This is a genomic window from Halomonas elongata (assembly GCF_029081005.1).
GTDB classification, from domain to species: Bacteria; Pseudomonadota; Gammaproteobacteria; order Pseudomonadales; family Halomonadaceae; genus Halomonas; species Halomonas elongata_B.
In genome coordinates, this window is the sequence record NZ_JAJQTQ010000013.1 from 37,958 (window position 1) to 60,718 (window position 22,761).

General features: G+C 63.6%; 23 protein-coding genes. 18 read left to right on the forward strand and 5 right to left on the reverse strand.

Features of this window, described 5'->3' with window-relative positions; translation table 11 throughout:
* Positions 1–11 precede the first annotated feature (11 nt).
* The 7 genes from LU493_RS11085 to LU493_RS11115 all read left to right on the forward strand — a co-directional run bounded on the left by LU493_RS11085 (position 12) and on the right by LU493_RS11115 (position 8,344).
* Positions 12–371 (forward strand): sarcosine oxidase subunit delta, encoded by a 360-nt coding sequence (locus LU493_RS11085; RefSeq protein WP_275287861.1) that lies wholly within the window; start codon positions 12–14, stop codon positions 369–371.
* The gene (locus LU493_RS11090) at positions 368–3,406 is read left to right on the forward strand and encodes a sarcosine oxidase subunit alpha family protein (RefSeq protein ID WP_275287862.1); all 3,039 of its coding nucleotides are present in this window, start codon (positions 368–370) and stop codon (positions 3,404–3,406) included. Before LU493_RS11085 ends, LU493_RS11090 begins: the two co-directional genes overlap by 4 nt.
* Positions 3,399–4,049, forward strand: coding sequence for a sarcosine oxidase subunit gamma (locus LU493_RS11095; RefSeq protein WP_275287863.1), 651 nt, complete (start codon positions 3,399–3,401; stop codon positions 4,047–4,049). The genes LU493_RS11090 and LU493_RS11095 overlap by 8 nt, the downstream gene beginning before the upstream one ends.
* A 146-nt stretch (positions 4,050–4,195) precedes the next feature.
* The gene (purU, locus tag LU493_RS11100; protein WP_275287864.1) at positions 4,196–5,062 is read left to right on the forward strand and encodes a formyltetrahydrofolate deformylase; all 867 of its coding nucleotides are present in this window, start codon (positions 4,196–4,198) and stop codon (positions 5,060–5,062) included.
* A gap of 125 nt (positions 5,063–5,187) precedes the next feature.
* Positions 5,188–5,565, forward strand: coding sequence for a DUF4168 domain-containing protein (locus LU493_RS11105; RefSeq protein WP_275287865.1), 378 nt, complete (start codon positions 5,188–5,190; stop codon positions 5,563–5,565).
* A gap of 148 nt (positions 5,566–5,713) precedes the next feature.
* Positions 5,714–7,621 carry a DUF294 nucleotidyltransferase-like domain-containing protein gene (locus LU493_RS11110; protein ID WP_275287866.1) on the forward strand — a complete coding sequence of 636 codons (1,908 nt, stop codon included), beginning with the start codon at positions 5,714–5,716 and terminating at the stop codon, positions 7,619–7,621.
* Positions 7,622–8,344 (forward strand): 3'-5' exonuclease, encoded by a 723-nt coding sequence (locus tag LU493_RS11115; protein WP_275287867.1) that lies wholly within the window; start codon positions 7,622–7,624, stop codon positions 8,342–8,344.
* Between the two features lie 10 nt (positions 8,345–8,354).
* On the opposite strand, the gene cobO is transcribed toward LU493_RS11115, so the two are convergent.
* Entirely contained in the window at positions 8,355–8,954 is a 600-nt protein-coding gene (cobO, locus tag LU493_RS11120; protein WP_275287868.1) for a cob(I)yrinic acid a,c-diamide adenosyltransferase, read from the reverse strand.
* Between the two features lie 178 nt (positions 8,955–9,132).
* Here cobO and LU493_RS11125 point away from each other — a divergent pair, with 178 nt between their 5' ends.
* The 3 genes from LU493_RS11125 to pepN all read left to right on the forward strand — a co-directional run bounded on the left by LU493_RS11125 (position 9,133) and on the right by pepN (position 12,807).
* Positions 9,133–9,600 carry a GNAT family N-acetyltransferase gene (locus tag LU493_RS11125; protein ID WP_275287869.1) on the forward strand — a complete coding sequence of 156 codons (468 nt, stop codon included), beginning with the start codon at positions 9,133–9,135 and terminating at the stop codon, positions 9,598–9,600.
* Between the two features lie 116 nt (positions 9,601–9,716).
* Positions 9,717–10,094, forward strand: coding sequence for a YbaN family protein (locus tag LU493_RS11130; protein WP_275287870.1), 378 nt, complete (start codon positions 9,717–9,719; stop codon positions 10,092–10,094).
* 82 nt (positions 10,095–10,176) lie between these two features.
* Complete coding sequence (gene pepN / locus LU493_RS11135) at positions 10,177–12,807, forward strand: aminopeptidase N (RefSeq protein WP_275287871.1); 2,631 nt, start codon at positions 10,177–10,179, stop codon at positions 12,805–12,807.
* 87 nt (positions 12,808–12,894) lie between these two features.
* Here pepN and LU493_RS11140 read toward each other — a convergent pair whose 3' ends face one another.
* Both LU493_RS11140 and LU493_RS11145 read right to left on the reverse strand, forming a co-directional pair.
* Positions 12,895–13,182, reverse strand: coding sequence for a hypothetical protein (locus tag LU493_RS11140; protein WP_275287872.1), 288 nt, complete (start codon positions 13,180–13,182; stop codon positions 12,895–12,897).
* A gap of 86 nt (positions 13,183–13,268) precedes the next feature.
* Entirely contained in the window at positions 13,269–14,867 is a 1,599-nt protein-coding gene (locus LU493_RS11145; RefSeq protein ID WP_275287873.1) for a cation:proton antiporter family protein, read from the reverse strand.
* A gap of 142 nt (positions 14,868–15,009) precedes the next feature.
* Between LU493_RS11145 and yegS the strand changes: the two genes are divergently transcribed.
* The 3 genes from yegS (at position 15,010) to LU493_RS11160 (ending at position 17,421) form a co-directional block, all read left to right on the forward strand.
* Entirely contained in the window at positions 15,010–15,948 is a 939-nt protein-coding gene (gene yegS / locus LU493_RS11150; RefSeq protein WP_275287874.1) for a lipid kinase YegS, read from the forward strand.
* Between the two features lie 36 nt (positions 15,949–15,984).
* Positions 15,985–16,413 (forward strand): VOC family protein, encoded by a 429-nt coding sequence (locus LU493_RS11155; RefSeq protein WP_275287875.1) that lies wholly within the window; start codon positions 15,985–15,987, stop codon positions 16,411–16,413.
* A 243-nt stretch (positions 16,414–16,656) separates the two neighbouring features.
* The gene (locus tag LU493_RS11160; RefSeq protein ID WP_275287876.1) at positions 16,657–17,421 is read left to right on the forward strand and encodes a hypothetical protein; all 765 of its coding nucleotides are present in this window, start codon (positions 16,657–16,659) and stop codon (positions 17,419–17,421) included.
* Between the two features lie 87 nt (positions 17,422–17,508).
* Here LU493_RS11160 and LU493_RS11165 read toward each other — a convergent pair whose 3' ends face one another.
* On the reverse strand, positions 17,509–17,715 hold the full coding sequence (locus tag LU493_RS11165; protein WP_013333187.1) for a cold-shock protein: 207 nt from the start codon (positions 17,713–17,715) through the stop codon (positions 17,509–17,511).
* A 304-nt stretch (positions 17,716–18,019) separates the two neighbouring features.
* Here LU493_RS11165 and LU493_RS11170 point away from each other — a divergent pair, with 304 nt between their 5' ends.
* Both LU493_RS11170 and LU493_RS11175 read left to right on the forward strand, forming a co-directional pair.
* Positions 18,020–18,442, forward strand: a complete 423-nt coding sequence (locus LU493_RS11170) for an NINE protein (RefSeq protein WP_275287877.1) — start codon at positions 18,020–18,022, stop codon at positions 18,440–18,442.
* Between the two features lie 9 nt (positions 18,443–18,451).
* The gene (locus LU493_RS11175) at positions 18,452–19,093 is read left to right on the forward strand and encodes a LysE family translocator (RefSeq protein ID WP_275287878.1); all 642 of its coding nucleotides are present in this window, start codon (positions 18,452–18,454) and stop codon (positions 19,091–19,093) included.
* Between the two features lie 141 nt (positions 19,094–19,234).
* Here the strand turns inward: LU493_RS11175 and LU493_RS11180 are convergent, their stop codons facing one another.
* Positions 19,235–21,181, reverse strand: a complete 1,947-nt coding sequence (locus tag LU493_RS11180; protein ID WP_275287879.1) for a transglycosylase SLT domain-containing protein — start codon at positions 21,179–21,181, stop codon at positions 19,235–19,237.
* Positions 21,182–21,330: 149 nt separating this feature from the next.
* Here LU493_RS11180 and LU493_RS11185 point away from each other — a divergent pair, with 149 nt between their 5' ends.
* From LU493_RS11185 to LU493_RS11195, 3 genes are all read left to right on the forward strand, one after another.
* On the forward strand, positions 21,331–21,660 hold the full coding sequence (locus tag LU493_RS11185; RefSeq protein WP_275287880.1) for a YkvA family protein: 330 nt from the start codon (positions 21,331–21,333) through the stop codon (positions 21,658–21,660).
* A gap of 104 nt (positions 21,661–21,764) precedes the next feature.
* A complete protein-coding gene (locus LU493_RS11190) occupies positions 21,765–22,259 on the forward strand; it encodes a PaaI family thioesterase (RefSeq protein ID WP_275287881.1) in 495 nt (164 codons plus the stop codon).
* Entirely contained in the window at positions 22,252–22,722 is a 471-nt protein-coding gene (locus LU493_RS11195; RefSeq protein ID WP_275287882.1) for a PaaI family thioesterase, read from the forward strand. Before LU493_RS11190 ends, LU493_RS11195 begins: the two co-directional genes overlap by 8 nt.
* Positions 22,723–22,761 lie beyond the last annotated feature (39 nt).

Sequence of the window (22,761 nt, forward strand, 5' to 3'; positions counted from 1 at the left end):
GGAAACGAAATATGTTTTATATCTATTGCCCGTATTGCGGCGAGCACCGGGAAGAAGAAGAGTTCCACCCCAAGGGGGAGGCGCACATCGTGCGTCCGGAAGATCCGGAAACCTGCAGCGACGAGGAGTGGGGCGATTACCTGTTCTTCCGCAACAATCCGCGCGGTATCCATCATGAAATGTGGGTCCACGCCGTGGGTTGCCGCAAGTTCTTCAACATCACCCGCAACACGGCGACCTACGCGATCCTCGAGACTTATCGCATGGGCGAGGCGCCGTCCATCACGGCCGAGTCCCGTGATGACCGGGCGTCTCTCGATGCCCCGGCCGAGACCGAAACTGCCGAGAATCAGGAAGGAGTCCGAGCATGAGCCAGCCCAATCGCCTCGCCCGGGGCGGGCGCCTCGACCGCTCCCGCGAGCTTAGCTTCACCTTCAACGGCCAGTCCTATCGGGGCTATCCCGGCGATACCCTGGCCTCGGCGCTACTGGCCAACGGCGTGGATATCGTCAACCGCAGCTTCAAGTATTCCCGGCCCAGGGGCATCGTCGCCGCCGGCGCCGAGGAGCCCAATGCGGTCGTCCAGCTCGGTTCGACCGAGGCGGCCCAGGTGCCCAATGTGCGGGCCACGCAGCAGGCCTTGTTCGAGGGCCTCGAAGCGCGTAGCACCAACGGCTGGCCCAATGTCCAGCGCGACCTGATGGGCGTGATCGGCAAGCTGGGCGGCCAGTTCATGCCGCCGGGGTTCTATTACAAGACCTTCATGGCCCCGGCCTCGATGTGGATGACCTACGAGAAGTATATCCGCAAGAGTGCCGGGCTCGGGCGGAGCCCGATGGAGAAGGATCCGGACAGCTACGATCACGTCAATCGTCACTGCGACGTGCTGGTGATCGGCGCCGGACCGGCGGGGCTTTCGGCGGCGCTGGCGGCCGGACGCAGCGGCGCGCTCGTGATCCTGGCCGACGAGCAGGAAGAGATGGGCGGCTCGTTGCTCGATTCCCGCGAGTTGCTCGATGAGCGGCCGGCGGAGCAGTGGGCGGCCGCGGCACTCGAGGAACTTGCCGGGCTCGACAACGTCCTGCTGTTGCCGCGCACCACCGCCAATGGCTATCACGATCACAATTTCGTGACCCTGCATGAGCGGCGTACCGAACACCTGGGCGAGACGGCACCCCAAGCGGGCGGTCGTCGCCAGGTTCGCTCGCGTCTGCATCGCGTGCGGGCCGGTCGAGTGGTGCTGGCCACCGGCGCCCATGAGCGTCCGCTGGTCTACGGCAACAATGATGTGCCGGGCAACCTGCAGGCCGGCGCCGTCTCCAGCTATATCCGCCGCTACGGGGTGGTGCCGGGCAACAAGCTGGTGCTCTCCACCAGCAACGATCATGCCTATCGCGCCGCGCTCGACTGGGCGGAAAGCGGACGCGAGGTGGTGGCCATTGCCGATGCGCGTCCCGAGCCTGCCGGTGAGCTGGTCGAGCAGGCACGCGCCAAGGGAATTCGCATCATCCCCGGCGCGGCGGTGCTGGAAGCGCGAGGACAGAATCGCGTGACCGGTGCCCGGGTGGCCCGAGTGGATCTCGAGGGCTTCCGGGTAGCCGGCGAGGCCGAATCGCTGGAATGCGACACCATTGCTAGCTCCGGCGGCTACAGCCCGGTCATTCACCTGGCATCGCACACCGGGGCTCGTCCCACCTGGCGCGATGACATCCTCGGCTTCGTGCCGAACCTGGTAGAAGGGGTGCTGGCCGCCGGGGGGGCTCAGGGTGTCTATGCCACGTCGGACGTGCTGGCCGACGGTTGGTCGTCAGGCGCTCGGGCGGCCGGGGAGACCGGTTTCGACGCCCTCGAGGCGCAACTGCCGCATGTCGAGGCACGGCACGAGAGCGGCTCGGTAGCGCTCTATCAGGTGCCGCACGAGAAGCCGACCCTGCGCGGGCCGAAGCAGTTCGTCGATCTGCAGAACGACGTGACCGCCGCCGCCATCGAGGTCGCCACTCGCGAGGGCTTCGAGTCCATCGAGCACGTCAAGCGCTATACCGCCATGGGCTTCGGGACCGACCAGGGCAAGCTCGGCAACATCAACGGCATGGCCATCGCTGCCCGTTGCCTGGGCCGCTCGATCCCGGAGGTCGGCACCACCGTGTTCCGACCCAACTATACGCCGGTGACCTTCGGCGCCGTGGTCGGCCGCCATTGTCGCGAGCTGTTCGATCCCGAGCGCTATACTGCCATGCACCAGTGGCATGTGGAGCACGGCGCCGAGTTCGAGGATGTCGGCCAGTGGAAGCGCCCCTGGTACTTCCCGCGTCGGGTCGAGGGCCGCATGGAATCCATGCACGAGGCGGTGGCCCGGGAATGCCGCGCGGTGCGCGAGAAGGTCGGTATCCTCGATGCCTCGACGCTCGGCAAGATCGACATCCAGGGCCCGGATGCTCGTGAGTTCCTGGGGCGGGTCTACACCAACAAGTGGGCCAAGCTGGCCCCCGGTCGGGTGCGCTATGGGCTGATGTGCAAGGACGACGGCATGGTGATGGACGATGGCACCACCAGTTGCCTCGGCGAGAACCACTTCCTGATGACCACCAGCACCGGCGGTGCGGCGACCGTGCTGGAGTGGCTGGAAGTGTGGCACCAGACCGAATGGCCCGAGCTCGAGGTCTATTTCAATTCGGTGACCGATCACTGGGCGACCATGACCGTGACCGGCCCCGAGGCGCGCAAGCTGCTGGCCGAGATCACCGATATCGATCTCGACCGTGAGGCCTTCAAGTTCATGGACTGGCGCGAGGGGATGGTGGCCGATGTGCCGGCGCGGGTGTTCCGCATCTCCTTCACCGGCGAGCTGGCCTACGAGATCAACGTCCAGGCCAACTATGCCTTGCACGTCTGGGAGACGCTGTTCGCCCACGGGGAGAAGTATGACCTGACGCCCTATGGCACCGAGACCATGCATGTCCTGCGGGCCGAGAAGGGCTTCATCATCGCCGGTCAGGACACCGATGGATCGGTGACGCCCGAGGATCTGGGCATGTATTGGGCAATCGGTTACGACAAACCGTTTTCGTGGATCGGCAAGCGAGCCTTGACGCGTCCGGATACCGCGCGCACCGATCGCAAGCAGCTGGTGGGGCTCAAGCCCCGGAATCCCGAGGTGGTGCTGGAGGAGGGCGCGCAGATCGTCTTCGATCCCGACCATGCGATCCCCATGCCCATGAAGGGGCATGTGACGTCCAGCTATTACAGCCCGACCCTGGACAGCGGATTCGCCCTGGCGGTGGTCAAGGGCGGTCAGCAGCGGATGGGCGAGACCGTCTATCTACCGATGGCCGATGGCCAGGTTCACGAGGCCGAGATCGTCAGCCCGATCTTCGTCGATCCCAAGGGAGAGCGCCAGAATGTCTAACACTGTTGATGACAAGATCAAGACCTTCGATACCCGCACCACATCCAGGGTGCCGGTCGAGTCGCCGCTGACCTATTCCTATCGGCGTTCGGGCGCTCCGGCGCCCGGCAAGGGCAGTGGTGCGGTGCTGCGGGAGCGGCCCTTCCTTGGCCATCTGGTGCTGCGAGGCGGTGCCATCGTTCTCGACGAGGCGTTGCGCGCGGTACTCGACATCTCCCTGCCCGGCGAACCCCAGGCGCTGGTCGTCGACGCCAGTGGCGAACGCAGCGTGCAGTGGATCTCACCCGATGAGTGGCTGCTGATCGTTCCCGGTGGCGAGGAGTTCGAGCTGGAGAACCGGCTGCGGGGCGCCCTGGGGGATGCGCATTTCGCGATCACCAATGTGGGAGGCGGCCAGACGGTCATCGACCTCGAAGGTGATGCAGCCAGTGAATTGCTGATGAAGTCGGTGGTGTATGACGTCCACCCGCACCATTTCCCGGTGGGCAAGGGCGTGACCACGGTGTTCGCCAAGACCTCGGTGATCCTTCGACGCCCCACCGAGACACGCTGGGAACTGGTGGTCCGGCGCAGCTTCGCCGACTACATCTATCGCTGGCTGCTGGATGCCGGAGAGGAATATGCCATCGGCGTGGAACGCTGACATCGGCCTCTCATTGGCATAGTGCTTCAAATGATCCCGGCACAGGAGATGCGCCTGTCCCCAGCGCTCATCCCGTCCGACTTTGGACAACTAAGGCAACACCAGGCCGGGGTTCGCCCCGGCCTGCTTCGTCAGGAGATTTCGCCATGAGCCGTAGCGCCGATACCTGGATCATGACCGCCCAGTGCCCCAGCCGGCTGGGTACCGTGGATGTGGTCACCCGCTTCCTCAAGGAAAACCGTTGCTACATCACCGAGCAACAGTCCTTCGATGACCGCCTGGCCGAGCATTTCTTCATCCGCACCGAGTTCCGGCCTCTGGATGACGATTTCGATCCCGAAGTGTTCCGTGCCCGTTTCGCGGCTCGGGCGGCGGAGTTCGAGATGGCATTCGACCTGACCCCGCCGGACCGCCGCGTGCCGGTGGTGATAATGGTCTCCAGAGCGGACCACTGCCTGAACGACCTGTTGTATCGCTATCGCACCGGGCAGTTGCTCATCGATATTCGGGCGGTCGTGTCGAACCATCCCGATCTCGAGTCGCTCGCCGACTGGCACGGCCTGCCCTACCACCACCTTCCGGTCACACCGGAGACCAAGGGCGAGCAGGAAGCCGAGGTCTGGCGAGTGATCGAGGAGACCGGTGCGGAACTGGTTATCCTGGCGCGCTACATGCAGGTGCTCTCCAGCGATATGTGCGAGAAGCTCGCCGGACGGGCGATCAATATCCATCACTCGCTGCTGCCTGGCTTCAAGGGTGCCAGACCCTACCACCAGGCTTACGCCAAGGGCGTCAAGCTGGTCGGTGCCACCGCCCATTACATCAATGATCACCTGGATGAGGGGCCGATCATCACCCAAGGGGTGGAAACGGTCAGCCATGTCGACTATCCGGAGGACCTGGTCGAGAAGGGGCGCGACATCGAGCGCCTGACCCTGGCAAGGGCGGTGGCCTACCACGTCGAGCGCCGGGTCTTTCTCAACGACCAGCGTACGGTGGTCTTCGCTCGTTGACCGTCCTGGTCCCGTTTCGAGAGCAGTTACAAACTGTTACTTTTTTGGCTGAACTCGTGGTGGTAGAGGACGTCACAGGGGGGCGCAATCACAAACACGCACCCAATGAATGACTGGAGATCTTCATGCAACGATTCACTACCTTGCTGTCCGCCGCCGTACTTACCACCGGGTTGATGGCAGGCGTTGCCCAGGCTCAGGACTCCTCCACCGCGACCAATCAGGCGCAGACCCAGACCCAGAACTTCTCCGATCAGCAACTGCAGAAGTTCGCCGATGCCTCTCAGGACATTGCGGTGATCTCTCAGGAATACACCCAGCAGCTGCAGGGTGCCGAAGGTGAAGAAGCCCAACAGGCAATCCGCGAGGAAGCCAACGGCAAGATGATCGAGGCGGTCGAAGGTAGTGGCCTCGAAGTGGAGACCTTCAATTCCATCGGTCAGGCGGTCCAGCAGGATCCCGAGCTGATGCAACAGGTTCAGGAAATGACCCAGAGTCAGTGAACCGCATGACCTCCTTCCCGCGACGGCGGGGACCAGCGAATAGGCCACCTTCGGGTGGCCTATTTTCGTAGGGTTGAAGGCAGGCCGCTTTACAGCGCACGGCGAGCCTTTCAGACTGGATATCACCTGTCCCTCCCGGAGTCTGGCCATGGATGTGGAACTGCTGGAAATTCGCCAGCACATGGGGCGCTTTCCCCCCTTCGAGACGCTTTCCGATGCGCTGCTCGACGAGGTGGTCGACCGTGTCGAGGTCGCCTATTTCAAGGCCGGCGAAGAGATTCTCGCTCTGGACCAGGAACTCCACGAACTTTGCTACATCCGCAGTGGCGCGGTGGAGGTGTTCCGGCGCGGCGGGGAACTGCACAATCGGCTCGGTGAGGGCGATATCTTTGGCCAGTTGAGCCTGCTGCGTCACCACCGGACCCGCTACCCTGCCAGGGCCATGGAAGACACCCTGCTCTATTTCATTCCCGAAGAAGTGTTCCAGCGACTCTGCGAGGCCGATGACGAGTTCGCCGATTTCGTCGAGCTGCAGCGGCCGCGGCTGGAAAGTGCGGTGGAACAGCAGAAAAAGAACAACGACATGATCATTACCCGGGTGCGCAAGTTGCTGACTCGCTACCCGGTGATGGTCGAGGCGTCCACTACGGTACAGGAGGCCGCCCGGCAGATCGGCGACTTCCAGGCGTCGGCGGTCCTGGTGCTGGACGAGCCCGGCGACAATCCACGTTACACCTTTCGCGACAGTGAAGATCGTGCCTGGCAGGTGCGGGGCATCCTGACCGACAGTGATTTCCGTACTCGGGTGGTGGCCGAAGGGCGCCCGCCGGACACGCCGGTCGGCGATGTGGTCGTCAACAAGATGATCGCCGTCCAGTCCGATGAATCGGTCCATGAAGCCATGCTGTGCATGCTGCGCAACAATATTCACCACTTGCCGGTCATGCATCGTCGGCGCCCGGTGGGCATCGTGCACCTGTCGGATATCATCCGTTACGAGACCCAAAGCAGCCTCTACCTGGTCAGCAACATCTTTCATCAGCCCAATATGGAGGGGCTGGCACGCCTGGCACCGGATGTCAGCGGGGCCTTCGTGCGAATGGTCGAGGAAGGGGCTGATTCGCGCATGGTCGGCAGCGCCCTGTCGACCATCGGTCGCAGTTTCACGCGTCGCCTGCTGGAGCTGGCCGAAGAGACGCTCGGGCCGCCGCCGGTGCCGTATTGCTTCATGGCTCTGGGCTCCATGGCCCGCAACGAGCAATCGATCGTCACCGACCAGGACAATGCACTGGTCCTGTCGGATGACTTCGACCCCGAGCAGCACGATGACTATTTCCGGGAAATGGCGCGTATCGTCAGCGATGGCCTGGATGCTTGCGGTTATCCCTATTGCAAGGGCGATATCATGGCCACCAACGGCCAGTGGCGGCAGCCGCTGGCGACCTGGAAGCGTTACTTCAGCGAGTGGATCGAGGACCCGAACCCCGAACGACTGCTGCACAGTTCGATCTTTTTCGATCTGGACAGCGTGCATGGCGAGAACGTCATGGTCGAGCAGCTTCAGGATCTGGTGGCCGAGAAGGCGGCACAGAGTCCACTTTTCCTGGCGGCCATGGCCCGCAATGCCCTGAATCGCACCCCGCCGCTTGGGTTCTTCCGTACCTTCGTGATGGAGAAGGACGGCAAGCACAACAACTCGATCAATCTCAAGCGTCGCGGTACCGCGCCGCTGGTCGACCTGATCCGGATCCATGCCCTGGCCTGCGGTTCCCGCTCCCAGAACAGCTTCGAGCGTCTCGACGACATCGATCGTACCGCTCTGCTGGCGCCCGGGGTCAGCGACCGGTTGCGCTATTCGCTGGAGCTGATGTCGATGTCGCGCATTCGCCACCAGGTCATCGACCTCGAACATGAGCAACCGCCGGACAACAATATCGAGCCGGAGAATGTGTCGAGTCAGGAGCGTCACAACCTCAAGGAAGCCTTCCAGGCGTTGAGCCATGCCCAGAAATTTCTCAAGTTCCGTTATCCGATGCCGTCGTCAAGGTCACGCTAGATGACGATGCTCGTTCCCCGTCGCCCCCAGGTTCCCGACTGGCCCGCCTATCTGGCCCGGCACGCCGAACGGGCACGTGACCCGCGGCTCGCGCGTTTCTTCGCCGCCGGCACGCCGGCGCCCGACACGCCGATCAGCGAGACGCCCATGGTGGCGCTGGACATGGAGACCACGGGGCTTGATGCGCGTCATCACGCCATCGTCAGCATCGGAGTGGTGCCTTTCACCCTGGGGCGCATTGCCCTGAGTGAGCGACGTTACTGGATCGTCAGGCCCCAGCGCACGCTGCATGCCGAGTCGGTGACTTTCCATCACATCACGCACACCGACATCGAGCGTGCACCCGAGTTCGGGGATATCCTCGATGACTTGCTGGAAACGCTGGCCGGTCGGCTGGTAGTGGTGCACTACCGACACATCGAGCGCCTGTTTCTCGATGATTCGGTGAAAGCGCGCCTGGGCGAGGGGCTGATGTTTCCCGTGATTGATACCATGGCGGTCGAGGCACGCTTTCACCGCCAGTCCTGGCTGGCACGCTTCAAGCGCTGGGTCGGGCGCCCGCCCGCCTCGATTCGTCTCTATGACAGTCGAGTCCGCTATGGTCTGCCGCTCTATCAGGGCCACCATGCCTTGACCGATGCCCTGGCCACGGCGGAATTGCTGCAGGCGCAGATTGCCAATCACTATCAGCCGGAGATGCCGATCGGCCAGTTGTGGACCTGATCCGGCTCACTCAATAGTCGATGCCGCGCCGTGCCTGCAGCCCGGCATTGAAGGCGTGGCGAACCTCCTGCATCTCGCTGATGGTATCGGCGGCCTCTAGGAGGCGACGGTGGGCGTTGCGCCCGGTGACGATCACTGTCTGCTCCGCCGGGCGGTTGGCCAGGGCGTCTAGGACATCGTCGATGTCCAGGTAGCCGAACTTGAGCATATAAGTGATTTCGTCGAGCACCACGAGGTAGACATCCGGATCGGCGAGCAGACGGCGCGCCTCGGTCCAGACCGTCTGGCAGGCACGGGTGTCGGCGTCACGATTCTGGGTCTCCCAGGTAAAGCCGGTGCCCATGATCGCCACCTCCAGATGGGTGTCATCGATGAGGCGTTCGCGTTCGCCGCATTCCCAGGTTCCCTTGATGAACTGCACCACGCCGACGCGATAGCCGTAGCCGAGCGCGCGGGTCACGGTGCCCCAGGCGGCGGTGGTCTTGCCCTTGCCGTTACCGGTGAAGATCAGTAATTGACCGCGTTGTTCGCCGGCATTGGCGACGCGCTCGTCGACATGGGACTTGAGCTTCTGCATGGCCTGGCGGTGGCGAGTGTCACGATCTGTCATGCGCGGTGTCCGAGCTTGGCATGGAGTAGGGTAGAGAGGGCAGGTTACGTGACGCGGTAAAAAACGTCGATGACTTCATGCATGCCTCTGGTTTTCATGAATAACCTTCACGTTCATACGGCTGACAGTGTCATCACGGCTCGCCACAATCGGCGTCAGAACCACCGGATGCCGTATCATGACACCGACCTTGCGCCCTGCCGCGGGCCATGACCTCGCTTCATTGTGCCACCTCGAGGAAATCGCGCTGAGTGGTGATCGCTTCAGTCGGCGACAATTCCATCATCTGCTGTACCGTGCCCATGCGCTGACGCTGGTGGCGGAGGGGGACACCCGGCGTTTGCTGGGTTACGGTACGCTGCTGTTGCGGCGTAACAGCACGCAGGCCAGGCTCTATTCCCTCTGCGTGCATCCCGGTGCCCGGGGGCATGGCGTGGGGCGGAACATGCTGCAGTGGCTGATCTCGGCGGCGGCGGCGCGTGGCTGCGATCGACTGGTGCTGGAAGTGAGAGTCGACAACCCCGTGGCACTCGGGCTCTATCGCAGCGAGGGTTTCATGCCCGCCGCCTGGCTGACGAACTATTACGAGGACGGGTGCGCCGCCTGGCGGATGACGAAGGGACTGGCCATGTCCCGAGCCGGGTAGGGCCGCGCCCATAGTCGCCCTTTGCCGCCATCATTGACGATGCCGATTGGCAGTCCACTCGGCGATACGCTTCAATGGGAAGCACTTTCTTTACCGCCACAGGGAGTGAGCGCCACATGTCACATGCACGCCGTGTCGCCTTCATGACCCTGGCCGGTATCTGTTTCGTCCTTGGGGTGATCGGTGCCTTCCTGCCGATCATGCCGACGACCTGTTTCATGTTGCTGGCGGTCTGGTTCGCGTCTCGCAGTTCGCCGCGCTTTGCCGCCTGGATTCGTCGCCATCCTCGTTTCGGTCCCACGGTCACGGCCTGGGAAGCCGAGCGGGCGATTCCCCGTCATGCCAAGTGGCTGGCCGGCATCATGCTGATGGTATCGATGGTGGTACTGGCCTTCACCGTCAACCTGATGTGGCTCAAGCTGCTGCTGATCCTGGGGCTGACACTGCTCGGTGCCTGGATCCTGACGCGGCCGGAGCCGGCCACGGACTCTTGAGCCGCACCTGCACATCCCGCTTTGAGGTTCAGGCTCGCCGAGCCGTACAATGGATGGCAATTTTCGACAGGAGCCATCCTCGATGTCCCAACCCCAAGCGATTCACCTGAGCGACTACCGTCCGCCCGCCTATCGTGTCACTCATACCGAGCTGACCTTCGATCTCTATCCTTCCGCCACTCGTGTCAAGGCGCGATTGCACCTCGAGCGCCACCCCGAGCGCGAGGCCGGCGAGGCGCTGGAGCTGGATGGCGAGCAGTTGACACTCAAGGCCATCGCCATCGATGGCCAGGAACTGGGCGAGGACGAGTACCGGCTTACCGAGCGAGGGTTGCGAATCGAGCGTGTACCGTCACGCTTCCTGCTGGATACCGAGGTGGAAATCGCGCCCGAGCAAAACACCGCCCTGGAAGGGCTCTATCAGTCCGGCGGCATGTTCTGCACCCAGTGCGAGGCGGAAGGTTTTCGTCGCATCACCTTCTACCCGGACCGGCCGGATGTCATGGCGACCTTCTCGACCACGGTGATCGGCGACGCCGGCAGCCTGCCGGTGCTGCTCTCCAACGGCAACCCGGTGGAGCGGGGGGAGCTGCCGAACGGGCGTCATTTCGTTACCTGGGAGGATCCGCATCCCAAGCCCTGTTACCTGTTTGCCCTGGTCGCCGGTGACCTGAAGAAGGTCGAGGATCGCTTCACCACCATGAGCGGTCGCGATGTCACCCTGCAGATCTGGGTCGAGGAGGAGAACCTCGGCAAGACCGACCATGCCATGGCCTCTCTCAAGCGCGCCATGCGCTGGGACGAGGAGACCTATGGTCGCGAATACGATCTCGATCTGTTCATGATCGTCGCTGTCAACGACTTCAACATGGGCGCCATGGAGAACAAGGGGCTCAACATCTTCAACTCGGCGGCGGTGCTGACGCATTCCAATACTGCCACCGATGCGGCCTTCCAGCGGGTCGAGGGCATCGTTGCCCACGAGTACTTCCACAACTGGTCCGGCAACCGGGTGACCTGCCGCGACTGGTTCCAGCTGTCGCTCAAGGAAGGCTTCACCGTCTTCCGCGACCAGAGTTTTTCCGCCGATGTGAATTCGGCGCCGGTCAAGCGCATCGAGGATGTCTCCTTCTTCCGTACCGCCCAGTTCGCCGAGGATGCCGGCCCCACCGCGCATCCGGTGCGCCCGGATCACTACATCGAGATCGGTAACTTCTACACCCTGACCATCTACGAGAAGGGCGCCGAGATCGTGCGCATGCTGCGCAATCTGGTGGGATGGGAGGCCTTCCGCCGTGGCTCGGACCTCTACTTCTCGCGCTTCGATGGCCAGGCGGTGACCATCGAGGACTTCGTGAGCTGCATGGCGGAAGCCTCCGGGCAGGACCTGGATCAGTTCATGCTGTGGTATTCCCAGGCCGGCACCCCGGAGATCGATGCCCATGGCGAGTACGACTATGCGCGCGCCGAGTATCGACTGATCCTGCGTCAGCGCACCCCGGCGACGCCGGGTCAGGCCGACAAGCAGGCTCTGCATATCCCGGTGCGTCTGGGCCTGGTGGGCACCAAATCCGGCCGCGACCTGGCGTTGACCCTGGACGGCGAGTCGCTGGGCCGCGATGCGGTGATCCATCTGCGCGAGGACGAGCAGGAGTTCGTCTTCACCGATCTCGCCGAGGCGCCCGTGCCGTCGCTGGCGCGGGGATTCTCGGCGCCGGTCAAGCTGAATTTCCCGTATTCCCGCGAGGACCTGGCCTTCCTGCTGGCCAACGACAGCGATGGCTTCAATCGCTGGGACGCCGGTCAGCGCCTGGCGCTGCTGGCGCTCGACGATCTGATTGCCGCGCATCGCAACGGTGTCGAAAAGGTCATGGACAACCGTGTCGTCGATGCCTTCCGGACCCTGTTGACCGGCGAGACCGACGACAAGGCGGTGCTGGCCGAGATGCTGACGCTGCCGTCCGAGGCCTATATTGCCGAACAGCAGCCGCTGGTCGACGTGGACGCCATCCATGCCGCCCGGCAGTTCGTCAAGCAGTCCCTGGCCAATGCCCTGCGTGACGAATTCCTGGCGGTCTACCAGGCCAATCGCGACGATTCGCCCTATGCCCCCAAGCCCGACCAGATCGCCGGGCGCAGCCTGAAGAACGTGGCCTTGTCCTACCTGATGAGCATCGAGGACGAAGAAGGCGTGGAACTGGCACAGCGTCAGTTCGAGGCGGATCACAACATGACCGATGTGCGTCATGCCCTGACCCTGCTGACGCACAGCAGTCGCGATGATCTCGCCGATCCCGCGCTCAAGGCCTTCGGCCAGAAATGGGCCCATGACCCGTTGGTCATGGATCAATGGTTCAGCATCCAGGTCTCGCGTCCCCAGACGGATGCTCTGGAACGGGTCAAGTTCCTGATGGATCACCCGGCCTTCTCGCTGACCAATCCCAACAAGGTACGTGCCTTGATCGGCGCCTTCGCCCAGAATCGGGTCAACTTCCACCGCCTGGACGGCGAGGGCTACAAGCTGCTGGCCGACGTGGTCATCGAGCTCAACCGCCTGAATCCGGAAATCGCCGCGCGTCTGATCACGCCGCTGACCCGCTGGGCTCGCTATGACGAAACCCGCCAGGACCTGATGAAGGACGAACTGGAGCGTATTCGTGCCGAGGATCTGTCGCCGAATGTGTATGAGGTGGTAGAAAAAGCACTGGCTTGAGCCGGTGTGAGTGCTGTATCCAGAAAAGCGCCGCCCGTCAGGGCGGCGCTTTTTCATGCGCTCCGGTGTTTGCCAAACGATGTCTCTCTAGTTGATCAGCCAGCCGAGCACCAGCAGGCCCAGCAGCCACCAGAACAGGGTGGCGATGATGGCGCGTTGCATCAGTGCGCGCAGGCCGCGCCACAGCATCCACAGACCAAGCACCAGGATGGCCAGGCTGAGCAGTGACGGCGAGATGCCGAGCGAGCCGGACAGGCCATTCAGCAAGCCGTCGACGGCATCGTCGGCATGGGTGAACAGGCCGGTCAAGAGGCCGACAATCAGGCGAATGCCCTCGCCCAGAGCATTCCCGATGAAGGCAAAGAGATCTTCCATGAGGCTTCCGTCGCTGGGCTGAATCGGTCGACAGTATCGCGGCTCATGGGGGCGTGGGGCAAGGCAGGGTGATCGGGCGCACGGCATCAGCCGAGCTGACCGATCTTCGAATCGATACCGGCCTCCTCGGCGGCACTGTCGGCCAGCGCTCGGCCCGCCTCGTCATAGACGTGGAAGACCGCATGGGCGCCGAGTTCGCGGATCGGCTCGATCTCTTCGGGGTATTCCACCACGGCGGTGATGCGGCCCGGGAAATGACGCGAACGCAGTTGCTTGAGTGCTGCCAGGTTACCGGCATGGTGCGGCATGGCCAGTACGACCATGCGGACGTCGGGGGACATCAGCAACTTGTCCCAGAAGTCGGAGTCCACGGCATCCCCTTCCAGGATGTTGAAGCCGCGTCCGCTCAGTCGGGCAACGCTCCTGGGGTTGCTGTCGATGCCCAGTACCTGAAGCCCGTATTCCTTCTGCAGGCGACGATAGGCGCTGCGGCCGATGCGCCCCATGCCCAGCACGACGGCCTCGGCATTGCCGACTTCGATGGGGCGGTCGCTGGGGGAGAGGACGGCGGTATCGATGGTCGGCAAGCGGGCTTCGAAGCGGCGGTAGAGCTGCTCGCTGAACGCGTTGAGCAGCGAGGAGGCGGCGAAGCTCATGGCGACCGCCAAGGACAGGGTCACCAGCCACTGGGCGGGCAGCCAGCCGGTGCCGACGGCGATGGCGCCGACGATCAGGCCGAATTCCGAATAGTTGGTCAGGCTCAGCGACGCCAGCACGGAAGTGCGGTGGCGCATGCGAAAGCGCATGAACACCAGTTGATAGAGCAGGCCCTTCAATGGCAGCAACAGGACCAGTAACGTGGCGACGCCCACCTGCTCCCAGGTGGGCAGGGCCGTCAGGCCAAGGCTCAGGAAGAAGCCCACCAGCAAGAGTTCCTTGAGGCTGAACATCGAGCGTGCCAGGGTCTGGGCGGCCGGATGGGGGGACAGCAGCAGGCCGATGAGCAGCGCGCCGAGATCGCCCTTGACGCCGACTGCCTCGAACAGCGCGTAGCCCAGCACCAGGGCCAGCAGGATGCCGAACAGCATCTGCATCTCGCCGTGGCCCAGTCGGTCGAGCAGGGCGCGCAGGGCGGGTGCGAGAGGGATCAACAGCACCAGGCCCAGTGCCCAGGGACTCGGCAGAGTGCCGCTGGAGATGGTCAGAAAGGCCACCGCGAAGATGTCCTGCATGATCAATACGCCGATGGCCAGGCGGCCATAGGCGGTCTGGGTCTCGCTGCGCTTCTCCAGTACCTTGACCACGAATACCGTGCTCGAGAAGGACAGGGCGAAGGCCAGCAGCAGCAGAGTGGTCGGGGCGACGCCGGTCAACAAGGGCAGCCCCAGTGCCTTCAGGGCCGTGAACATGGCCACCAGGGTCAGTGTCGAGACGAGCATGTGCAGCGTGGCGCCGCCCCAGACATCCCGGCGCAGCAGGGTGCGTATGTCGAGCTTGAGGCCGATGGTGAACAGCAACAGGGTCACGCCCACGTCAGCCAGCACGTCGAGCAGTGGTGAGGGTTCGACGCCCAGGAGGTTGAGCGTGAAACCTCCGGCCAGAAAGCCCACCAGGGGAGGCAGGTGCAGGCCCAGGGCGACGAGGCCGCCGAGGAAGGCGGCGATGATGATGGCCGGGTCGATCATGAAGGCTCCGCTGTACCGGTAACGCATGCAGACAGATAGTGTAAGGAAGTCGTAAAGTGAATGGCATTCATCATTTCAGCGTATCGCGATGCCGTGAAGCGGACGTGACGCATCCGGGAACGCTCAAGGAGGCGGGGTGGGCATGACCAGGCTGATCCTCAACGGCCAGTCAGCGCAGTTGCCGCAAGTGCGCGAGGCCGTTTTCGCCAGCCGAGATGCCGGCGCCGAGCTGGATGTGCATGTGACCTGGGAGAAGGGAGATGCCGCCGGGCTGGCCGAGCAGGCGGGGCATGCCGGCAGATCGCACGTGATCGCGGGCGGTGGCGATGGCACCGTCAACGAGGTGGTCAATGGCCTGATGCGACTGGCACCGGACCAGCGGCCGGCACTGGGTATCCTGCCGCTGGGCAGTGCCAATGATCTGGCGACCTCGCTGGGTCTGCCCCTGATGCCCGGCGAGGCCCTGGAAGCGGCGCTCTATCTGTCGTCACGTCCCGCCGATGTGGCGAGGCTGGATGATCGCTATTTCCTCAACATGACCACTGGTGGATTCGGGGCCGAGGTCACCTCTTCGACCCCCAAGAGTCTCAAGCGACTGTTGGGTGGCGGCGCCTATTCCCTGATCGGCGCCCTCAAGGCCTGGCAGTATCGTCCCTATCCGGGGCGTCTGAGCTGGGCGGATGGTCAACGCGATGCTTCGCTGTTCGTGCTGGCCATGGGTAATGGCGTTCAATCCGGCGGCGGCCAGCAGTTGACGCCGGGGGCACGTCTCGACGACGGCCTGCTGGATATCCTGCTGGTGCGTGACTTTGCCTCGCTTCGGGAAATGGCGGCGATGCGCCGGGAACTGCTGGCTCGTCCTGGAAGGGGGACATTCGTCGAAACCTTCCGCACTCCCTGGCTGACCTTCGAGGGCGAAGGCGATCTGCCGCTGACCCTGGATGGCGAGCCATTGCATCGCCGTGGCTTCCATGTCGAAATCGATGCCGGGGCATTGGAACTCGTCGTCCCCGGGGACTGTCCCTTGTTCGGCCGTGGCGTGTCCGGGGCTGGCGACTCATGGCCCCGCGCGGCATCATGAAGGCAGCCGATGCTGCCAACTCGTGGAGGGACCATCATGCTGACGCCTTTCCATCTTGCCGTTCAGGTGCGCGATCTGGCGGAGGCCCGACGCTTCTACGGCGAGCTGCTGGGATGCGACGAGGGCCGGTCCAGCGACACCTGGGTCGATTTCAATCTCTATGGTCATCAGTTCGTCTGCCATCTCAACCCCGCCCTGGGTGAGTCGGGGGGGGAGGGTCATCGCAATCCCGTGGATGGTCACGGTGTTCCGGTGCCGCACTTCGGTGTGGTGCTGGAGATGGAAGCCTGGGAAGCCCTGGTCGATCGCCTGACCGCGTCCGGCATTCGCTTCGAGATCGATCCCTATGTACGTTTCCAGGGGGAGCCCGGGGAGCAGGCCACGATGTTCTTCCGGGATCCCAGTGGCAATGCCATCGAGTTCAAGGCATTCCGGGACATTCAAGGGCAACTGTTCGCGACATAGAAATGCGTTGATTCATGTTGCGAGCGACGCGAGATTGGTCGCCGCCGGCGCACAAGAAGCGGTGTTGACACGGTATTGAGCGAAGACTCTGAGCAGCGCCGGCGGCCAGGCCCGCTCCTGCGGGCTCGTGCGCTTCCCGCATCCGTGTGGGCCGTCGCGCGCAGAGAGAGATTCAGTGCTTTCATAGCTTGCGATGGTGCGGGGGCTCTGATGCAATGTCGCTTCGTTTCTTGGGAGGCCACGATGTCGATGAAATTCTGGATGCCGCTCGCACTGGCACTGACGCTTGTGCTTGCCGGGTGCGGTGATGATGATAGCGCTCCGACGGGCGATGAGAACGTGACGCAGGAAACGAGTGACGCTCAACAGCCGCAGGGCGACGAGACGGCTGCGACCGAGGGCGGCACGACACAGGATGAACGGGTTGCGCGCGATGCCGAGAGTGGCGACGCGGAACAGGCGATGGGCGAAACATCGGATGCCGCTGCAGCCGAGGGGGCCTCCGCGTCTTCGCCGGGTGATGCCTCCGAGTTCGCCGATGAGCCGTCGGCCCTGGGGGGGCCGGATGAAGGCGAGAGCGCCGGGGTATTGGATGAATCGGAGGCGATGCCGGGCGAGACCAGCAGCGAAGACGTCGATGCCATCATTCAGGAAACCGAGCGGCGCTTCGAGGAAGCGAGCCAGAAGATCGACGAACAGTTCAAGGAGGCCGAGCAGGAGGCGCCTGAACCGGCGTCGGCGCCTGAATCCGGGGCGGGAGCGGAGCTCGATGAGGCACTCGAGTCATCGTCCGAGTTGCCCGGAGACGCTTCCAGCCTGGGAGAGGGAAGCTCCGACCCGGAGGTCCAGGCGATCCTGGAAGAGACGGAACGGCGTTTCGAGGAGGCGAAAGAAAAGATCGACCAGCAGTTCGAGCAGGCCGAACGCAAGGTGCCCGACGAGATCAGCGATTCGACGACGGTTCCGGATGAGACGGCCTCGCCCGAGGGCGATGAGTCGACGCCTTGACGAGACACGAAAAAGGCCCACCTGCCGGTGGGCCTTCGGAAGATGTCGCATCAGATGATGGCGACTCCGGGGTAGAGGTCGTCGACCTCAGTCGGTGACCCGGACGTTGGAGGCCTGAAGGCCTTTCTTGCCCTGGGTGACCTCGAAGGAGACCTTCTGGCCGTCCTGCAGGGACTTGAAGCCTTCAGCCTGAATCTCGGAGAAGTGGACAAAGAGGTCATCGCCGCCGTCTTCCGGAGAGATGAAGCCATAGCCCTTGGTGTCGTTGAACCACTTGACAGTGCCAGTTGCCATTGTCGATTTCCTTAACTAGCTAAATGATGATGCTGGGTCGAACGACCATCTACCGCGTCGTGACCCAAATGCGTGGGCAAGACAAGACAGAAGTGCGCACTGGGTGTATCGAAGGGTTCGACGTACAACTGACGACTTTTCTACTTGCTGACCAACGCAATTGATGGTGCACCAGCACCCGGGTTGCGTCAACCGAGTGCCGCAGGGAGACTGGTGCTTGCCACCCTTGGTCACTGTAGATCGAAAGCCCCGGGGCGTCCAGCGGCTCGGGGCGCAGCGCAACCGCTTATTGCGAGACAGGCTCATGAACCATACGCACATCTCCTCTGAAGGTACGCATAGCAAGCTGATCGGCTATCTGCTCTGGTTGTTCGGCTTTCTCGGTGCCCACCGCTTCTATTATGGCAAGCCGGTCACCGGTACGATCTGGTTCTTCACGCTCGGCCTGTTGGGCGTTGGCTGGTTGATCGATCTGTTTCTGATCCCGGCCATGGATCGCCAGGCGGATCTGCGGTTCCAGGCCGGTCCGATCAATTACACCCTGGCCTGGTTGTTGTTGACCTTTCTGGGGGCCCTTGGCCTGCATCGCTTCTATCAGGGCAAGTGGCTCACCGGCCTCCTTTACCTCTGTACCTTCGGGCTGTTGGGGCTCGGCGTGCTGTATGATTTCTGGACGCTCAACGACCAGATCTCCATGCGTCATACCGAACGCGGCATCTTCGGCTGAGGAGCGGCGATGTTCTTCGATTCACAGTTCTGGCCCTTTCTGGTGGCGATCACCCTGCTCAGCATCACGCCGGGGGTCGATACCCTGCTGGTGATTCGCAATACCGCTCGGGGCGGGGTGCGCGACGGAGTCCTGACCAGCCTGGCAATCTGCAGCGGCTTGTTCGTGCATGCCGCCGTCTCGGCCCTGGGAATCTCTCTGATTCTGCTGCAGTCGGCCTGGGCGTTCGGGCTGCTCAAGCTGGCCGGGGCGGCCTACCTGATCTGGCTGGGTATCAACGGCCTGATGGCGGCTCGACGAGGCCAGGGGTTGCCGGTGGCCGGCGTCGAGGCGGAAAGGCATGCGGTGCCCATGTGGCGACCGCTTCGAGAGGGGCTGTTGTCCAATGTCCTCAACCCCAAGACCGTGGTCTTCTACATGGCCTTCCTGCCGCAGTTCATCGCGCCGGGTGACCCGGCGCTCGTCAAGTCGCTGTGGCTGGCCGGCGTTCACTTCGTCGTCGCCAACCTGTGGCAGATCGGCGTCGTGTTGATGGTGGGCAGCGCCGGGCGCTGGCTGGCCAGCCCGGCTTTCTCTCGCTGGTTGAATGGCCTGACCGGCGGTGTCCTGATCGGCTTCGGCGTCAAGCTCGCCTTGACGAGGAGTCCCTAAGTACCATGAGCTACGAGCTACGAGCTACGAGCTACGAGCTACGAGCTACGAGCTGCGCGGTGCTAACATACTGCTCGCCTCTCGCCTCTCGCCTCTCGCCTCTCGCCTCTCGCCTCTCGCCTCTCGCCTCTCGCCTCTCGCTCAATTCCTCGCCTGCAGCGATCCGTCGTACCGTCCCTGTCGCTCTGCGGGGGTGAGCAGGGCCACGCCTCGCGTGTCTCCACCCTGGGCGAGGCTTTCGAAGATCACTCGGTATGTCATCACGGCCTGTACGTAATGCCGGGTTTCGCGGAAGGGAATGCTTTCGACGAAGAGATCGAAGGCCCTGGGGGCGTCGCGCAGCCAGCGGTCGACACGATGCGGGCCGGCGTTGTAGGCCGCGGCGGCAGCCAGGCGATTGCCGCGGTAACGGTCGAGCATCTCGTCGATGTAGGCGCTGCCCAGGCGGATGTTGAGCGCCGGGTCGAGGACGCCGTAGGGCCCCGGATCGGGAAGGCCCAGCTTGCGGCTGACACTGGCCGCGGTGCCCGGCATCAGCTGCATCAGGCCCCGGGCACCGACCGGTGACAGTGCCTCGGGGTTGTAGGCGCTCTCGCGGCGGGCGATGCCCATCAATAGATAAGGATCGACGCCGGTGTGCTGGCCCCAGCGCAAGAACTGTTCGCGATAGGCCTCGGGAAAGCGCCATGGCAGCGCGTCCCACAACTTGGCGGCGATAGTGGTCTGTACAAGACGCGCATGCCAGCCGCGGTGTTGCGCGTAGTCGGCGAGGGCGCGAGCTTCTTCCGTCGAGGCGCGCGCGGCGGCGGCGTACCATTCGCTGGCGGCCAGCCCGGGTTCGTCGATGCGCAGCAAGGCTTCGGTGCGGCGTACTGCTGGCCAGTCGGCGACACGTTGACGCAATGCCGGGTCGACCTGGGTCGATGACATGTCGAGGGCGTAGGGTTGACCCAGGCGATCGGCGGCGGCAAAGCCATAGAAGTCGCGCTCGGTGGCGGCTTTCTTGTAGGCGGAACGTGCCGTGGCGTCATTGCCGAGCTGTGCATGGGCGCGTCCAAGCCAGTATTGCCAGCGCGCCTTGTCGCGCTGCTCCGGTGCCATTCGGTCGATCCAGCCGATGACGCCATGCCAGTCACGGTCTTCCAGCGCGACCCGAGTCCTCAGCTCGAGCAATTCGGCATCGGCCAGTCTCGGCATGGTCTCGTCCACCCAGACCTGGTTCTGACGGATATCGCGTACCAGCGAGTAGAAGGTCAGGTCGTGCTCGATCGAACGTCGATGTGTCTCGTCGATCGACAGATGTGGGGACACCTTGCGCCAGGCTTCCAGTGCCGCCTCGGTATCGGCTCGCGTGAAACCGTGCATGGCGGCGGCGAACAGTGCGCCGCTGCCCCGGCAGCCGGGACCGATACAGGTCGGTATCGTGGTGATAGCGGCGTAGTCGGTCTGCAGACGTGCCATGGCGGCCTTGCCGTCGCCCCAGTCGGGGCCGAGCATGCGGCCCAGGTATTTGGTGAGCCCTGTTTCCCCGTTGCGCCAGGCCAGCATCATGCGTTCCCAGATTTCCGGGGGACCGATCTCGCCGCGGGCGCGCAGGGTATTGAACAACGGGTCGCAGGCATCCGGCTGTGAGTGGCCTTCATGCCACAGTTCTCGTCCACCTTGTGCCGCTGCCGCAGGATCGGTATCGAGCAGGGCGGCATAATAGTGGCATTGGCGCTCGGTGCCATCGGGAACGCCATCGGCTACTGCCAGGAGATTATCGTCCCGTCCGGCTTCGCCATAGGCCGAGATGGCCTGGCCACGCATCCAGCCGGCCAATGGCGAATCTCCGTGCGTATCGATGAAGTGCAGGACACTGTCGGGGCTGGCCTCGGGAAGGCGTGCCTTGAGGCGGTGATAGTCGACGTAGCCGGCCAGTACATGGTTCTCGATGGCGGCCTGATCGATGGCATGCCATTTCTGGCTACGTGCCGCCTGAAGCGCATCGTGCATGGCGCGATCATCGGCCGGGGCGGCCATTGGCCACCACAGCAGGGCAGCGGTCAGCAAGGCTTTCCATGAGGCGAAGGACGGGGACCGGAGCATCGGGATATCTCGTTGGTTCGCCGGCGTGAGCCGTGGGTGAATGACGCGAATAGTGTTTCCCTATGTCGATGTCGTCGGACAAGACCGAGGCATCCCGTTGAGGATATCCTATCGTCAGGCAGTGCGCTGCGTTTCCTCAGGAGATCATGATGGCTCGATTCAATGGATTGGCGCTGTTCCAGCGACTGAAGCACCGTTCCCGGGCCCTGGGGCGGATGCGTCGTGCCTTGCGTCTGTTCGTCCCGATGCTAATCGACGTGGCACGTGGCCGCTACCGCCCCGTGCCCTGGTCGGCGATGGGGTGGATGCTGCTGGCGCTGGTCTATCTGCTGTCACCGCTGGACCTGATTCCCGATGTCCTGATGCTGATTGGCCTGGTCGACGACGTGGTCGTGGTCGGCTGGCTGCTGACGCGCGTCGATCATTCCCTGGAGGCATATCGCCGCTGGAAGGAGGATGATGGAGGCACCATATCCTGATGGCCCTTCGGGGCGGTGGAAGGCGGTCGCTAGCAGGCGATCGTTGGCAAGAAGGCCAGGATGCGCTAGGTTTGAATCAAACGTTTGATTAATGCAGGCCATCCATGTCGTTCCCGACTCCTGATGCCGCCGACTGGCGGCGCGCCATCACCCGCTTCGTCACGGTGATTCCTCATACCCGAGGACTCGGCCTGACGGTGCTCGAGGCTGGCCCCGAACGGGTGTTGCTGCGTTTGCCCTGGGATGACGACCTGCTCGGTGACACGGCGCGTGGGCTGCTGCATGGCGGCGTGGCGACCATGTTGCTGGACACGGCCTGTGGCTCGGCGGTCCTGCCGGCATTGCCCGAACCGGAGGTGTGTCCGACGCTCGACCTGCGCGTCGATCACTATCGCCCCGGCGTGACGGGGCAGGCCTTGTATATCGAAGCCCGAGTGGTATCGGTCACGGCCTCGGTGGTGTTCACCGAGGGTCGGCTATGGCAGGACGCCGAACGGCCGGTGGCACGGGGCGTTGCCAATTTCATGCGTCTCGGAGCGCGCAATACGCCAACGGGATTCAAGCAAGCCCTGTTCGCGGTGGAGGACGATAATGACTGAGGCCTTCCATGATATCGAATGGCTGGCGCGTACTCGGCAGCGGGGTGATGTATCGGCCTGGCTGGCGCGGATTCCCTATGCTCGCCGGATAGGCGTGTCGGTCGAGACGGCACCGGATGGCGATGGCCTGTTGTTCCGATTGGCGCCGCGCGAGGACAACATCGGTAACGTGCTGTTGCCGGCCCTGCATGGTGGCGTGGTGGCGGCCTTCATGGAAACCGCCGCGACCCTGGACCTGATGCTGGCCGCGCGTGAGCCGCGTCTGCCGCGGGTCGTCGACGTCTCCATCGATTATCTGCGCACGGTCAGGGTCATGCCGACGCTGGCGCGCTGTGAGCTGCTTCGCGAGGGACGGCGCATGGCCAATGTGCGGGTCCGGGCCTGGCAGGATGACGAAGGAGCGCCGGTGGCGACCGCGCGGCTGCATTTCGCGTTGGGCGGGGTGACGACGCAAGACGCTTGAAAAATGCGTGGCGAGCCCCATATCGACGACAGTTATCCA